15 protein-coding genes are annotated in these 13,416 nt (G+C 70.1%); 7 read left to right on the plus strand and 8 right to left on the minus strand.

What is annotated here, in order from left to right:
- Positions 1-28: 28 nt before the first annotated feature.
- Positions 29-982: a phytanoyl-CoA dioxygenase family protein gene (locus ACFW16_RS18965; protein WP_380307795.1), complete on the minus strand. Its 954-nt coding sequence runs from the start codon at positions 980-982 to the stop codon at positions 29-31.
- A gap of 151 nt (positions 983-1,133) precedes the next feature.
- Here ACFW16_RS18965 and ACFW16_RS18970 point away from each other — a divergent pair, with 151 nt between their 5' ends.
- Positions 1,134-1,997, plus strand: a complete 864-nt coding sequence (locus ACFW16_RS18970) for a helix-turn-helix domain-containing protein (RefSeq protein ID WP_380307797.1) — start codon at positions 1,134-1,136, stop codon at positions 1,995-1,997.
- Between the two features lie 125 nt (positions 1,998-2,122).
- Here the strand turns inward: ACFW16_RS18970 and ACFW16_RS18975 are convergent, their stop codons facing one another.
- Positions 2,123-2,638 carry a GNAT family N-acetyltransferase gene (locus ACFW16_RS18975; RefSeq protein ID WP_380307799.1) on the minus strand — a complete coding sequence of 172 codons (516 nt, stop codon included), beginning with the start codon at positions 2,636-2,638 and terminating at the stop codon, positions 2,123-2,125.
- A gap of 92 nt (positions 2,639-2,730) precedes the next feature.
- Between ACFW16_RS18975 and ACFW16_RS18980 the strand changes: the two genes are divergently transcribed.
- Positions 2,731-3,870 carry a hypothetical protein gene (locus tag ACFW16_RS18980; protein ID WP_380307801.1) on the plus strand — a complete coding sequence of 380 codons (1,140 nt, stop codon included), beginning with the start codon at positions 2,731-2,733 and terminating at the stop codon, positions 3,868-3,870.
- Positions 3,871-3,991: 121 nt separating this feature from the next.
- On the opposite strand, the gene ACFW16_RS18985 is transcribed toward ACFW16_RS18980, so the two are convergent.
- On the minus strand, positions 3,992-4,543 hold the full coding sequence (locus ACFW16_RS18985) for a PH domain-containing protein (RefSeq protein WP_380307803.1): 552 nt from the start codon (positions 4,541-4,543) through the stop codon (positions 3,992-3,994).
- 86 nt (positions 4,544-4,629) lie between these two features.
- Between ACFW16_RS18985 and ACFW16_RS18990 the strand changes: the two genes are divergently transcribed.
- Entirely contained in the window at positions 4,630-5,544 is a 915-nt protein-coding gene (locus ACFW16_RS18990; RefSeq protein WP_380307805.1) for a pirin family protein, read from the plus strand.
- An 87-nt stretch (positions 5,545-5,631) separates the two neighbouring features.
- On the opposite strand, the gene ACFW16_RS18995 is transcribed toward ACFW16_RS18990, so the two are convergent.
- Positions 5,632-6,555, minus strand: coding sequence for a LysR substrate-binding domain-containing protein (locus tag ACFW16_RS18995; RefSeq protein ID WP_380307807.1), 924 nt, complete (start codon positions 6,553-6,555; stop codon positions 5,632-5,634).
- A 75-nt stretch (positions 6,556-6,630) separates the two neighbouring features.
- On the opposite strand from ACFW16_RS18995, the gene ACFW16_RS19000 reads away from it, so the two are divergent.
- Positions 6,631-7,371, plus strand: a complete 741-nt coding sequence (locus ACFW16_RS19000; RefSeq protein ID WP_380307809.1) for a sulfite exporter TauE/SafE family protein — start codon at positions 6,631-6,633, stop codon at positions 7,369-7,371.
- 10 nt (positions 7,372-7,381) lie between these two features.
- Here the strand turns inward: ACFW16_RS19000 and ACFW16_RS19005 are convergent, their stop codons facing one another.
- A complete protein-coding gene (locus tag ACFW16_RS19005; RefSeq protein WP_380307811.1) occupies positions 7,382-7,822 on the minus strand; it encodes a hypothetical protein in 441 nt (146 codons plus the stop codon).
- A gap of 28 nt (positions 7,823-7,850) precedes the next feature.
- Positions 7,851-9,383 (minus strand): acyl-CoA carboxylase subunit beta, encoded by a 1,533-nt coding sequence (locus tag ACFW16_RS19010; RefSeq protein WP_380307813.1) that lies wholly within the window; start codon positions 9,381-9,383, stop codon positions 7,851-7,853.
- Between the two features lie 135 nt (positions 9,384-9,518).
- Here ACFW16_RS19010 and ACFW16_RS19015 point away from each other — a divergent pair, with 135 nt between their 5' ends.
- Positions 9,519-10,685 (plus strand): M20 aminoacylase family protein, encoded by a 1,167-nt coding sequence (locus ACFW16_RS19015; RefSeq protein ID WP_380307815.1) that lies wholly within the window; start codon positions 9,519-9,521, stop codon positions 10,683-10,685.
- A gap of 73 nt (positions 10,686-10,758) precedes the next feature.
- Here ACFW16_RS19015 and ACFW16_RS19020 read toward each other — a convergent pair whose 3' ends face one another.
- Positions 10,759-11,457: an ATP12 family protein gene (locus ACFW16_RS19020; protein ID WP_380307817.1), complete on the minus strand. Its 699-nt coding sequence runs from the start codon at positions 11,455-11,457 to the stop codon at positions 10,759-10,761.
- A 105-nt stretch (positions 11,458-11,562) separates the two neighbouring features.
- On the opposite strand from ACFW16_RS19020, the gene ACFW16_RS19025 reads away from it, so the two are divergent.
- Positions 11,563-11,784, plus strand: a complete 222-nt coding sequence (locus ACFW16_RS19025; protein ID WP_380307819.1) for a hypothetical protein — start codon at positions 11,563-11,565, stop codon at positions 11,782-11,784.
- 25 nt (positions 11,785-11,809) lie between these two features.
- On the opposite strand, the gene ACFW16_RS19030 is transcribed toward ACFW16_RS19025, so the two are convergent.
- Entirely contained in the window at positions 11,810-12,652 is an 843-nt protein-coding gene (locus ACFW16_RS19030) for a 5'-nucleotidase, lipoprotein e(P4) family (RefSeq protein WP_380307821.1), read from the minus strand.
- 136 nt (positions 12,653-12,788) lie between these two features.
- Here ACFW16_RS19030 and ACFW16_RS19035 point away from each other — a divergent pair, with 136 nt between their 5' ends.
- Positions 12,789-13,409, plus strand: coding sequence for a glutathione S-transferase family protein (locus tag ACFW16_RS19035; RefSeq protein ID WP_380307823.1), 621 nt, complete (start codon positions 12,789-12,791; stop codon positions 13,407-13,409).
- Positions 13,410-13,416: the final 7 nt, after the last annotated feature.

Here is a 13,416-nt window from a genome sequence, read left to right on the forward strand (position 1 = left end):
AGGACCGGCCATGACCCGGCGACGCCGGCTATTCGTCCCAGGAGGCGAGGCCGAGCAGCTTCTCGCCCAGCGGGGTCAGCCTGGCGCGTTCGTAGCGGGTCTTCTCCCACTCCCGCGGGTCGCCGGGGAAGGCGTAGCCCTGCGGCGGTTCGCGGTCGCGCCAGGACTGGATGCGCCACTCGCGCAGCTGGGCGTTGCCCTCGTCGGCCGGGGTCATCGAGATGTACTGCGCCATCCGAACCCGGTCCTGCGACCGGTTCGGCCGGATGCCGTGCGCCAGCAGGCTGTTGAAGATCAAGAGGTCGCCGGCCTTCATGGTGATGTTGCGGATCTCGAAGCCGGTGGTGTCCGGCGCCCAGGGGTTGCGGTCGGCCGGCTGGGTCTCGCGCCAGGCCTCCAGCGTCCGGAACAGCTCCGGCACGCATTGGAAGCCGCCCATCTCCGGGTCGGTGTCGACCAGCGACAGCACGCCCTGGCAGTTCACCGGCAGCGGCGTCAGCGAGGTGTCGGCGTCCCAGTGGATGAAGCCGTTGAAGCCCCGCGCCTGCCGGTTCGGCGGGTTCAGGTTGGCGCGGTCGATGGTGACCCACAGCCGCTCGGTGTCCCAGATGTCGACGAAGGCGTCGTACACCCTCTGGTGCTGGCGGTTGTCCCACAGCAGCTGGTGATTGTAGATCTCGACCATGCCGCTGTTGTTCAGCTCCTTCATCGCATGGTCGCGCAACTGCGGCTTATACCAGCTCTCCGGATCCGCCGGGTCCATCTCCTGGAACTCCCACAGCAGGTCGCGGGTGCGGCGGATATTCTCGGCCGGCACGGCGTCGGGGACGACGACGTAGCCCCAGGTGATCCAGTGCTTCCAATCCTCCGCGGACAGGACGCGCAGCGGCCGCGTCTTCTCGATGTCCTTGAGCTGGGTGTCGTAGGCGTAGGAGACCGAGGCGTTGCCCGGCCGGTCGTCCCCGTACTGATAGCGGTCCATCGGCGTTTCCCCTGAGCGGTGCGGCGTTCGGCCGTCCATGTCCGCAACTGTAGCGCCGTCCGGGTCCACCATGTTGGCGTCGCCTGCCGAAAACTGATACTGGAGTCGCGCCGGATGGCAATTCAGCCGTCCTTTCGTATCAGTTCTCGCCATGCAGCCGATCTTCGAGAAGGTGACGGTGCCGCAGGATGCGTCCTGGACGCTGCTGAACCGGCGGCTGGACGACGCCATCCCGTTCGAATGGCACTACCACCCGGAATTCGAGCTGACGCTGACCCTGAACAGCCGCGGCCAGCGCCATGTCGGCGACCATCTGGGTCAGTATGACGACGGCGACCTGGTGCTGGTCGGCCCGAACCTGCCGCACACCTGGTGCTCGCGCGAGCGGATCGACCCGGCCCGGCCGCACATCGCGCTGGTGATGTGGTTCTCGCCGGACTGGGCGGCGCGACTGGTCGGCTCGCTGGCCGAGCTGCGGCCGGTCGCTTGTCTCCTCGACGAGGCCGGGCGCGGCCTCGCCTTCTCCGCCGTTGCCGCCGCTTCGGTGCGGCCGGCGATCGAGGCGATGCCGGAGCTCGACCCCGCCGGCCGGCTGCTGCGGCTGATCGAGGTGCTGACCGCCCTGGCGCGGGACGACGGCCGGGCGCCGCTGGCCGCCCCCGCGCCGCTGCCGGCCGCCGTGGCGGCACCGGAGCAGGCGCGGATCGACCGGGTGCTGAACCACATCCATGGCCACTACCGCGACGAGATCCCGATCGCGGCGCTGACCGACCTGGCCTGCCTCAGTGCCTCCGCCTTCCACCGCTTCTTCCGCCGGCACACCCGGCTGACCGTGTCGCGCTACGTGGCCCAGCTGCGCATCGGCCAGGCCTGCTCGCTGCTGATCAACAGCGACCGGCCGATCGCCCATGTCGCGGACGAGGTCGGCTACCCCAACATCGCCAATTTCAACCGCCAGTTCCAGGCGCTGAAGGCCATGACCCCGCGCGAGTTCCGCCGCAGTTTTCGGAGGTGAGCTCTCGGCAAGGCTTTTGATTTACTGTCATTGCCGGGCTTGACCCGGCAATCCAGGGCCACCGAGAACTGCTTTGGAAGCCCCTGGATCCTCGGGTCAAGCCCGAGGATGACAATGAAACTCCATCAATCCAGTGCCTTCGTCATCTCCACCCAGGTCGGCCTGTCGTAGCCCGGATGGGCGTGCAGCGCGCCCTCGGTGAAGCCGAGCGACGCGAAGAAGCGGCGGTTGCCGTCCAGCGCCAGGCGGACGCCGAGCGTCAGCCGTGCCCCGCCCAGCCGCCGCGCCTCCGCCTCCGCCGCCGCCATCAGGGCCCGGCCGACGCCGCCGCGGCGGTGCTCACGGGCCACTGCGACCCGGCCGATATAGATGTCGCCGCGCTCGCGCCGCTGCAGGAACAGGCAGCCGACCGCGGTCCCGCCGACCTCGGCCACCAGTCCGAGCTCGCGGCCCAGCAGCGCCGTAATGCTCTCCGCCGTCTCGCGCACCGCGCTGGGCGGCGGGTCCAGCTGGTCGACATAATCCGCGAAGGCGCCGCGGATCAGCGCCACCACCGCCGCGATCTCCGCCGCATCGCCGCGCATCGGCCGGACCGTCACAGCCTCCATCACCCCGCCGCCGCCCTGCCCCGTCTTCGCCATCGAAAAGCCCCGAGTCGCCTGCCCCAATATGCAGTGCCAGAATGCGGCCGGCGGAGACAGCCCCGCCCAAGGCAAAATCGAAGGGGGAGACCATGATTCATCGCATGACGGCGGGCGTCGCGACCTTGGCCGCGCTGCTGGCGGCGACGCCGGCCTGGGCCCAGAGCAGCAATCGCGGCCTGCAGACCGTGGCCGACGGCGCCAAGGTCACCGGCCACATGACCATCGATTTCAACTCGCGCAGCGTCCGCAACAATATCGGCCTCGACAAGTACAGCATCGAGGCCCTGACGGTCGCCGACCTGATGGCCTATTCCGGCTCGGCCCAGCGCAAGCCGGAGGACACCATCACCTACAGCCTCAGGATCGACGTCAACAACCCGCAGAACCCGAGCCAGATCGCCAAGGACGTGGCGATCCTGCGGGGCGAGACGCCGATCGACGAGGGCGGGCGCTACCAGCCCGAATCCGGCAACCTGCGGCTCGACATCGTCAAGGGCCAGCAGTCCAGCGGCAAGTTCGGCGGCGTCATCCAGGGCCGCGAGGTGACCCGCTGGTGGGAGCTGGGCGAGCAGATCAACCGCGCCTCGCAGGCGGCGGACAAGCTGTATTCCCGCACCGTCAACGGCAAGGTGGTGACGATCCAGGTGAAGAACCCGGACCCGCTGTCCTTCCAGGGGCTGGTGCTGGCGCCGGGCCCGTTCTCCTTCCTGCCGCAGACCCGGGTGTCGGGCAATCTCGATTACGATTACGAGCTCGGCAACTGGCTGACCGACAACAACGGCATCAGCTTCCAATACGCCGTCGGCAACCAAGCCTATACCGACAAGGTCACCGGCTCGATCCGCTATGTCGAGGAGGAAGGCAACTTCACCGACGCCAAGGGGCAGAGCCGCAACTACACCGGCTATTACGACTACAACCTGCGCTTCAACGAGCCGGTGGTGAAGCCGGAGGAGGCCTTCTTCGGCGGCGAGAACAAGGATGCCGATGTCGAGGCGTTCTTCGGCACGGTGGAGCAGAACCAGGCCGGGCTCTATGGCCGTGTCTACTATCTCGACAGCGAGGATGGCTGCCGCCGCGAGAAGAACGAATCCGGCCAGATGGAGTGCATCGGCCCGACCCGGTCGGAGGTGTACTGGGACCTGAAGCCGGTGAAGCTGACCTACAGCCAGCTCGGCAACTGGTTCAAGCTCGAGCCGCTGATGATCGGGCCGTTCAACGACGAGTGAGCCGGTAGCCCTCCCTCCTTCCTGTCATTGCCGGGCTTGACCCGGCAATCCAGAGAGCGTCGACATTCTCTGGATGCCCGGGTCAGGCCCGGGCATGACAGCGAAGGGGAGCAAGCCTTCCCTACCCCGGCACCCCCCCGGCGTCGTGGCCATGCCCATCATGGTGCTCGTCGCTGGCCGAGGACACCTCGACCTCGCGGAACCGCACCCGGTTCTGCCGTGCCACGGTGGCCCGGCGCAGCTCGTCCAGCCGGGTTTCCGGCATGGCGATCGGGCCGATCAGGATGTTCGGGGCCGACTGGTCGCGCGTGGTCAGCCCGACCGTGCCCAGCCCCAGCACCAGCCAGTGCAGCGGCCGCGACAGCGAGAAGTCGCGCACCCGGAACAGCTCCACCTCCTCGCGCTTCCGCACCAGGAGGCCGGAGCGGATGATCAGCCGCTCGCTGGTCAGCTCGTAGCTGGTCAGCCAGCGCCAGGCGGTCCAGATCAGGGCCAGAACGACCGGCACCGCGGCCAGCGGCCCGCCAACGAGGCCCAGCAGCACCGCCAGCACGATGGCCGGCACCCAGATGTAAAAGGTCGCGCGCAGCGCGGTGCGGATCTTCCAGATCACGGTCTCGCCGGCGGCCCCGGTCGGGGTGTCCTGGGCGGCGTCCCGGGTGGTCTCGGCCATCACTGCTCCCCTTGGCTGATGCCGGAGCGAAGGGTACGGTCGAACGGCACGGCCGTCCATCCGCGTCCGCCGGCACAGGAGAGACGATGAGCTGGCAACCGACCCGCGATCCCGCCGTCGGCGAGACCCCCTGCCCCTTCATCGAGACCGTGGTGATCCCGCGCACCGCGGATATCGGCGGCTTCGAGGTGCGGCGCGCCGTGCCGTCGATGCAGAAGCGGTCGGTCGGCCCCTTCGTCTTCGTCGATGAGATGGGCCCGACGCTGTTCGGCGCCGGCGACGGCATCGACGTGCCGCCGCACCCGCATATCGGCCTGGCCACCGTGACCTATCTGTTCGCCGGCGAGCAGACCCATCGCGACAGCCTGGGCACGCGCCAGCCGATCCGCCCCGGCGACGTCAACTGGATGACCGCCGGCAGCGGCATCGCCCATTCCGAGCGCACGCCGCCGGCCCTGCGCGCCACCGGGTCGACCCTGTTCGGGGTGCAGACCTGGGTGGCCCTGCCCGCCCCCTATGAGGAGGTGGCGCCCAGCTTCGCCCATCACGGCGTCGACGATTTGCCGGTGGTCGAGGATGCCGGCAAGTCCGTACGGCTGATCGTCGGCTCGGCCTATGGCGCCCGCTCGCCGGTCGCGACCTTCTCGGAGACGCTGTATCTCGACGCGGCGCTGCAGGCGGGAGCGGTGCTGCCGCTGCCGGCGGAGCATGAGGAGCGGGCGGTCTATGTCGTCTCCGGCCGGGTCCGGATCGGCGGCGACGACTTCCCGCCGCAGCGCCTGCTGGTGCTGCGGCCCGGCGACATGGTCGAGGTCGAGGCGCTGGAGGAGACGCGCCTCCTGGTGTTCGGCGGCGAGCCGCTCGACGGCCCGCGCAAGCTGTGGTGGAACTTCGTCGCCCGCAGCCGCGAGCGCATCGAGCAGGCCAAGGAAGACTGGCGCGAAGGCCGCTTCGGCACGATCCCGGACGAGACCGAAAGACTGCCGTTGCCGGAAAGGTGACGGATCGGGCCCCGTAGGTTGGGTTCGCTCCGGCGAACCCAACATCGCGCCGCGTCGAAACTGTTGGGTTCGCCATGCGAACCCAACCTACGGCCGAGACGAATCCTCGCGCAGATGCTCCACCAGCCGCCGGGCATGGGCCGGCAGCGCGTCGAGGGACCGGACGCAGATCGACAGCCGGCGCAGCGCCCAGGGGTCGGACAGCGGCACCGCCCGGATCGCCATGCTGCGGCGGCAGCGCCGTGCCGCCATCTCCGGCACCACCGCCAGGCCGACGCCCTGCTCGACCATCCGGCACACCGCATCGAAGCCGCCGAGCCGGACCCGCAGCTTGAGCGGATGCCCCGCCCGGGCGGCGTGGCGGGCGAGATGGTCCTGCAGCGCGCTGCCGGGGCTGAGGCCAACGAAATCCTCGCCCAGCGCCTCGGCGAAGGCGATGCGGCGGCGGGCCGACAGCGGGTGGCCGCGCGGCACCGCCAGCACCAGCCGGTCGATCCGGAACGGGATGCGCTCCAGCCCTTCGACCCCGCCGCCCTCGGCCATGTCCGCGACGATGCCGAGATCGGCCAGCCCCGCCGCCACCGCCTCGACGATGGCGTGACTCGGCCGCTCCTCCAGGTCGATGTCGATGCGGGGATGGGCGGCGAGCCATTCGGCCAGCGGCCCGGGCAGGAACTCGGTCACGGCCGCGGTGTTGCCGAGGATGCGGACATGGCCCTTGAGGCCGCGGGCATAGTCGCCGAGCTCGCCGCGCATCCGCTCGATCTGCTGCAGCACCAGACGGGCATGGTGCAGCACCGCCTCGCCCGCCGGGGTCGGGACCACGCCGCGCCGGCCGCGCCGCAGCAGCGCCGTACCGGCCGCCGCCTCCATGCCGCGGATGCGGGCGCTGGCCGAGGCCAGGGCCAGGGCGGCCCGATCGGCGCCGGCGGTGATGCTGCCGGCCTCGGCGACATGCAGGAACAGGCGCAGATCGGTCAGGTCGAAGCGCATCGGCAGGTCCTCCGGCAAGCCTTCGTCCTGGCCGAAGGCTGGCTCCGTCCTTCCCACATTGTCGCCGGCGCCGGCCCCGGGCAAGCTCCGGGCATGACCGACCCGTTATTCCTCCTCGTCGCCCTCACCTTCCTGCTCGCCGGCTTCGTCAAGGGCATGGTCGGGCTCGGCCTGCCGACGGTGGCGATGGGGCTGCTCGGCCTGACCATGGCGCCGGCGCAGGCGGCGGCGCTGCTGGTGGTGCCGTCGCTGGTGACCAATCTCTGGCAGCTCTTCGCCGGGCCGCGCTTCGGCGGGCTGCTGCGCCGGCTGTGGCCGATGATGGCCGGGATCTGCCTCGGCACCTGGGCCGGGGCCGGCCTCCTGACCGGCGCCGGCGCCGGGCGCGCCACCACCGCCCTCGGCGCGGCGCTGGTGCTCTACGCCGCGATCGGCCTCGCCGGGCCACGCTTCTCCGTGCCGGCCCGGGCGGAGCGCTGGTGGTCGGCCCCGGTCGGCGCCGCCACCGGCCTGGTCACCGCCGCCACCGGGGTCTTCGTCATCCCGGCGGTGCCGTTCCTGCAGGCGCTGGGGCTGGAGAAGGAGGACCTGGTGCAGGCGCTGGGCCTGTCCTTCACCGTCTCGACCCTGGCCCTGGCCGCCGGCCTGGCGCGGGACGGCGCCTTCCCGCTGGCCGCCGCCGGCACCTCGCTGCTGGCCCTGGCCCCGGCGCTGCTGGGCATGGCCGCGGGGCAATGGCTGCGGCTGCGGGTGCGGCCGGAGGTGTTCCGGCGCTGGTTCTTCCTCGGGCTGCTGCTGCTCGGCCTGGACCTGGCGCTGCGGCCGCTGCTGTGAAGAACAGCCTCTACTCCACCGCGACGCAGCCGTCGCCGGCATAGGCGTAGCTGGCGACCCGGCTGGCGGCGTCGAAGTAGAAGGTGGTCAGGCAGCGCCGGCCGATCGCATAGGGCGGCACGTATTGGTCGACATAGACCGTGCGCGTCTCGGTGTAGCGGCGCCTGTCGCCGTCGCCGTCGCGATAGGTGCCGCGGACGAAGGCGGTCTGCGGCCGGCTGGTGATGGTGCCGCCGCCGGTCTGCACCCAGGACAGGTTGAACTGGGCGTAGCGCCGCCCGTCCTCGGTCCGCCCCTCATAGATCGGCGGGCCGTAGCGCACGACCAGCTGGTCCTTCGGCTGGCCGATCAGCTGGTCGAGCCCCTTGCGGAACCCGGCCTCGGTGGCGCAGGCGGCCAGCAGCAGCGCCCCGGCCAGGAGCATCGTCAGGGTGCGGAAGCGCGCGCTCATCTCGGCCTCTGCGGTCGGTGTCGCGGGGTCACAACGGCAGGTTGTCGTGCTTCTTCCAGGGGTTCTCGAGCTTCTTGTCGGCCAGCATCGCCAGCGCCTTGCAGATCCGCCGACGGGTGTTGTGCGGCATGATCACGTCGTCGACATAGCCGCGGGCCGCGGCGACGAAGGGGTTGGCGAATTTCTCGCGGTATTCCTCGGTCCGCGCCGCGATCTTCTCGGCATCGCCCAGATCGGCGCGGAAGATGATCTCGACCGCGCCCTTCGGCCCCATCACCGCGATCTCCGCCGTCGGCCAGGCGTAGTTGACGTCGCCGCGCAGATGCTTGGACGCCATCACGTCATAGGCGCCGCCATAGGCCTTGCGGGTGATCACCGTGACCTTCGGCACCGTCGCCTCGGCATAGGCGAACAAGAGCTTGGCGCCGTGCTTGATGATGCCGCCGTATTCCTGGCTGGTGCCGGGCAGGAACCCCGGCACGTCGACGAAGGTGACGATCGGGATGTTGAAGGCGTCGCAGAAGCGGACGAAGCGCGCCGCCTTGCGGCTGGAATCGATGTCCAGGCAGCCGGCCAGCACCATCGGCTGGTTGGCGACGATGCCGACGGTGCGGCCCTGCATCCGCGCCAGGCCGATGATGATGTTGCCGGCGAAGGCAGGCTGCAGCTCGAAGAAGTCGCCCTCGTCCACCACCTTCCCGATCAGCTCCTTCATGTCGTAGGGCTTGTTCGGGTTGGCCGGGATCAGCGTGTCCAGCGACATCTCCGGCCGGTCGGCCGGGTCCTCGGTCGGGCGGATCGGCGCCGGGGCGCGGTTCGAGGAGGGCAGGAAGCCGACGAAGTCGCGCAGCCGCAGCAGCGCCTCGACATCGTCCTCGAAGGCCAGGTCGGCGACGCCGGATCTGGCGGTGTGGGTGACGGCGCCGCCGAGATCCTCGGCCGACACCACCTCATGCGTCACCGTCTTCACCACGTCCGGGCCGGTGACGAACATGTAGGAGCTGTCCTTCACCATGAAGATGAAGTCGGTCATCGCCGGGGAATAGACCGCGCCGCCGGCGCAGGGCCCCATGATCAGCGAGATCTGCGGCACCACGCCGGAGGCCAGGACGTTGCGCTGGAACACTTCGGCATAGCCGCCGAGCGAGGCCACGCCCTCCTGGATCCGGGCGCCGCCCGAATCGTTCAGGCCGATCACCGGCGCGCCGACCTTCATCGCCTGGTCCATGACCTTGCAGATCTTCTCGGCATGCGCCTCGGACAGCGAGCCGCCGAACACGGTGAAGTCCTGGCTGAAGACGAAGACCAGCTTGCCGTCGACGGTGCCGAAGCCGGTGACCACGCCGTCGCCCGGCACCTTCTGCTCGGCCATGCCGAAATCCGGCGAGCGGTGCTCGACGAACATGTCCCATTCCTCGAAGGAGCCGGGGTCGAGGAAGATTTCGAGCCGCTCGCGCGCCGTCAGCTTGCCCTTGGCATGCTGGGCCTCGACCCGCTTCCGGCCGCCGCCGAGCCGCGCCGCCGCGCGCTTCTTCTCGAGCACCTCAAGGATCTCGCGCATTCTCCCCCCGCGGATGTCCGCAAAGCGTCATCCGCCTGCAATAGCATGCGGCGCCGGGCTGGGCGAGATCGGGTCTTGCCAGCCGCTAGGCCTTGGGTCCTGATATCGTCTGACATTCCGCGCGAAGGACCAGCCATGAAGATCGACCCGATGATCGCCGGCTTCGCCGACGAGCTGACCGAATGGCGCCGGGACATCCACGCCCATCCCGAGCTGGGCTTCGAGGAGCACCGCACCAGCGCCCTGGTGGCGGAGCGGCTGCGCGCCTTCGGCTGCGAGGTGGCGACCGGGATCGGGCAGACCGGCGTGGTCGGCACCCTCAGGGTCGGCAACAACCCGCGGGCGATCGCGCTGCGCGCCGACATGGACGCGCTGCCGATGCAGGAGGCGAACGGCTTCGGCCACCGGTCGCAGACCGCGAACACCATGCATGCCTGCGGCCATGACGGCCACACCACCATGCTGCTGGGCGCCGCCCGCTACCTCGCGGCGACCCGCAACTTCGACGGCACGGTGCATTTCATCTTCCAGCCGGCCGAGGAGGGCCGCGGCGGCGCCCAGGCGATGATCGCCGACGGGCTGTTCGACCAGTTCCCCTGCGAGGCCGTGTTCGGCATGCACAATTTCCACACGCTGGACGCCGGCCGGGTGATGGTCCGCCCCGGCCCGACGATGTCCGGCGGCGGCATCTTCGACATCGAGATCGCCGGCCGCGGCGCCCATGGCGCGTTGCCGGAGACCGGGGTCGACCCGGTGCTGATCGCGGCGCATGTGGTGACGGCGCTGCAGAGCGTGGTGGCCCGCAACATCGCCGCCCTCGATTCCGCCGTGGTCAGCGTCACCCAGATCCATGTCGGCGACGCCTACAACGTGATCCCGGACACGGCCGTGCTGCGCGGCACCTTCCGCGCGCTGCGGATGGAGGTGCTGGAGGCGCTGAAGGCTCGGATCGAGGCCATCGCCCGCGACGTCGCCGCCGCCTTCGGCGGCCGGGCCGAGCCCAAGGTGCAGATCAAGGTCATCCCCGTGATCAACGACGACGCCGAGACGGAATGGGTCGCCGAGGCCGCGGCGGAGGCGCTGGGCGCCGATGCGGTCGACGGCAACGGCGCCATCGTCATGGCGTCGGAGGATTTCGCCTACATGCTGGCGGAGAAGCCGGGCGCCTTCCTGTTCATCGGCAACGGCCGCGGCAGCGTGCCGGTGCACAACCCGCATTACGACTTCAACGACGAGATCCTGCCGGTCGGCGCCACGCTGTGGTCGCGGCTGGTGGAGACCCGGCTGAGGAAGACAGGATGAGGTAGGTTGGGTTCGCGGCACGCGAACCCAACATGGCCCGGTCGTGCGTTGGGTTCGCTTGCGCGAACCCAACCTACGGCTGACCAGCCAGTTCGATCAGCCGCGCCGAGGCCTGCAGCTCGGCCCTGAGCGCCGCGCGCCGGGCCGTGGCTTCGGCATCCTCGCCCCAGCGCTCGATCTGGAAGGTGGCGTCCAGCTCGGCCAGCTCGAAGGCTTCGTCGGCGTCGATCCGTCCGGCCAGCAGCGCCAGGCCGAGCACCAGCGAGCCGGTCAGCGCCGTCGTCTGGTGCAGCGCCGTCAGCCGCCAGTCGTCCTGTGCCGCCACCGCCGCGCGCAGCGCCGCCAGGCTGGCCTCCGGCTGCGCCTGGTGGACGATGCCGGAGGTCGCGGCCAGCGGTGCGTCATGCGCGGTCATCGCCCAGTCGAGCAGCGGCTGCCAGGAAGCGGCCTGGCGCTCGGCCAGCGCCGCCGGCGCCTCGGCCCGGTAGCACAGGAGGTCGGTGCCGCCATAGGGGGCGATCGTGTCGATGATCAGCTCGCGATTCGGCGCCACCTTGTCGATCGTCGTCGCGGCCAGCTGCATCAGCGGCATGGCGGACGGCACAACCTCCTCGGCTTGCGCCTCCCACTCCGCCGCCACCGCCTCCGCCAGAGCGCGGCTGGGCAGGACGAAATCCGCCTTCGCCGGGCTCTTGATCGGCTTGCCGTCGAGGGCGATGCCGAATCCGCCGCCCACCGGCACCACACTCACGATCTTGTAGAAGCGCTTCATCACCCGGCCCCGTCGCTCTCCGCCCGCGCCGATATCGGCAATCGCGGCCGCGGATGCAACCCGCAGCTTCCGTCGCAGCCGCGGGAATGCTACCGCGGGGCCACGATGCAGCTCGACCTGACCAACACCTCCATCATCCTCGCCGTCGCCCTGGCGGTCGTCGCGGCCATGCTGGTGATGGACCGGCACAAACCGCCGCCGGGCGAGGTGCGGCTGTTCCCGGTGATCCCGGTGATGATGGCAGCGGCGCTGGTGGTGATCCTGATGCTGGCGCATCTGGTCTCGCTGCTCACCGGCCACCCGTTCCAGGGCCGCGGCGGGTTCTGATCCGCCGCAGCCCCGAGGGACACGGCTACTGCCCGTTCCAGGGCGTCAGCGCCTCGATCTTCAGCCTGCGCTGCTCCGCCGCCGGCAGCTTGTAGTCGCCCTTGTACGGCGCCGATTCGAACGAGCCGTAGGTCGGGTTGGCGATGGCGATCCAGTCGCGGCCCCAATGGTCCTTGGCCGCCTCGAACGCCGTCTGCCGCTCCTCCATCGTGCCCTTGTAGGCGTCGCTGAAATCGCCGAAATTGTCGCCGACCAAGAGCAGGATCCGGTAGTCCTTGGCGATGACGGCGCGGCGCGTGCCCTTGGCCGAGCCCCAGTCCGGCTGCTCCTTGGCGCTGAGGAAGGTGTCGACGTTGTCGCCCATCGGGAAGCCGAGCGCCTTCATGTGCTCGACCGTCGGCCCCTCCTCCTCCTTGGTGCGGTTGGTGACGTAGAACACCTTCACGCCCTTCGACGCGGCGTATTGCGTGAACTCGACCGCGCCGGGAATCGCGGTGTCGATCTTGGCGTTGACGTAGGTCGTCCAGGTCTTCGGGTTGAAGCCCGAGCCTTCGACCACGTTGCGGGCCTGGTAGGGCGAGGTGTTCAGCAGCGTGTCGTCGACGTCGAGCACCACCGCCGGCGGGAAATTCTTGAAGTCGCCGGTCTGCTCGGCCGGCGCCGCGGTGCGGGACGGGTCGGCCAGCGCCTCGTCCAGCCGGATGCGGGCCAGCGCATAGGCGCCGAGGGCGTTGGCCTGCGCCTCGACCGAGGTCTGGTCCCACAGCACGGCGTTGAGGTTGTCGTCCGGGCCGGGCCCCTGCTGGGCCTGGGCCGCGCCTGACGCCGCCATCATCGCCAGGGCCGAAGCCCATCCGAATCGCATCATCCGAAGCCTCCGATTGTTACAGTTTCGTGACAGCATATGAGCAGCGTCGGACCGGCGGCCGCAACCCCGTTCACGCCGGATATCCCGCGCTGCCGCGCCGTGTTAGGAGTGCGGGGCGCGACGAAGGGGAGGACCGATGTACACGCTCTACGCCCAGCCCGGCACCGGCTCGACGCTCAGCGAGATCATGCTGACCCTCGCCGGCGTGCCCTTCGCCATCAAATCGGTCGACGTCTTCGACAACCCGTCCGACCGCGAGATGCTGCAGCGCCTGAACCCGCTGACCCAGGTGCCGGTGCTGGTCCTGCCCGACGGCACGGTGATGACCGAGAGCGGCGCCATCACCCTGCACCTCGCCGATGTCGCGCCGGACGCCGGCCTGGCCCCGCCAGCCGGCCATCCGGACCGCCCCGCCTTCCTGCGCCGGCTGGTGTTCATCGTCGCCGCGCTGTACCCGACCTGGGCCTATGGCGACGACCCGGGCCGCTGGGTCACCGGCGACCAGGCGAAGGCCGAGCTGCGCGCCTCGACCGACGAGCACCGCAAGGTGCTGTGGCGGCAGATGGAGGCGGCGGCCGGCGCCCCCTGGTTCCTCGGCGACACCCGAACCGCCATCGACATCTACGTCGCGGTGATGAACCGCTGGCGGCCGCGCAGCGAGTGGTTCGCCGCCGAATGCCCGAAGCTGTCCGCGATCGCCGGGCGGCTGCGCGCCGACCCGGCCCTGGCCGAGGTGTGGCAACGAAACGAAGGCTGAACCGTTC

The organism is Inquilinus sp. NPDC058860 (assembly GCF_042743185.1).
GTDB lineage: Bacteria > Pseudomonadota > Alphaproteobacteria > DSM-16000 > Inquilinaceae > Inquilinus.

Bases quoted from the DNA above. Each gene is read 5' to 3' on its own strand.
- ACFW16_RS19010 (WP_380307813.1), bottom strand. From the start codon at position 9,383: ATGCGCGAGATCCTTGAGGTGCTCGAGAAGAAGCGCGCGGCGGCGCGG.
- ACFW16_RS19030 (WP_380307821.1), bottom strand. From the start codon at position 12,652: ATGATGCGATTCGGATGGGCTTCGGCCCTGGCGATGATGGCGGCGTCA.
- ACFW16_RS18980 (WP_380307801.1), top strand. From the start codon at position 2,731: ATGATTCATCGCATGACGGCGGGCGTCGCGACCTTGGCCGCGCTGCTG.
- ACFW16_RS18975 (WP_380307799.1), bottom strand. From the start codon at position 2,638: ATGGCGAAGACGGGGCAGGGCGGCGGCGGGGTGATGGAGGCTGTGACG.
- ACFW16_RS19035 (WP_380307823.1), top strand. From the start codon at position 12,789: ATGTACACGCTCTACGCCCAGCCCGGCACCGGCTCGACGCTCAGCGAG.
- ACFW16_RS18970 (WP_380307797.1), top strand. From the start codon at position 1,134: ATGCAGCCGATCTTCGAGAAGGTGACGGTGCCGCAGGATGCGTCCTGG.
- ACFW16_RS18990 (WP_380307805.1), top strand. From the start codon at position 4,630: ATGAGCTGGCAACCGACCCGCGATCCCGCCGTCGGCGAGACCCCCTGC.
- ACFW16_RS19000 (WP_380307809.1), top strand. From the start codon at position 6,631: ATGACCGACCCGTTATTCCTCCTCGTCGCCCTCACCTTCCTGCTCGCC.
- ACFW16_RS18985 (WP_380307803.1), bottom strand. From the start codon at position 4,543: ATGGCCGAGACCACCCGGGACGCCGCCCAGGACACCCCGACCGGGGCC.
- ACFW16_RS19005 (WP_380307811.1), bottom strand. From the start codon at position 7,822: ATGAGCGCGCGCTTCCGCACCCTGACGATGCTCCTGGCCGGGGCGCTG.
- ACFW16_RS19025 (WP_380307819.1), top strand. From the start codon at position 11,563: ATGCAGCTCGACCTGACCAACACCTCCATCATCCTCGCCGTCGCCCTG.
- ACFW16_RS19020 (WP_380307817.1), bottom strand. From the start codon at position 11,457: ATGAAGCGCTTCTACAAGATCGTGAGTGTGGTGCCGGTGGGCGGCGGA.
- ACFW16_RS19015 (WP_380307815.1), top strand. From the start codon at position 9,519: ATGAAGATCGACCCGATGATCGCCGGCTTCGCCGACGAGCTGACCGAA.
- ACFW16_RS18965 (WP_380307795.1), bottom strand. From the start codon at position 982: ATGGACCGCTATCAGTACGGGGACGACCGGCCGGGCAACGCCTCGGTC.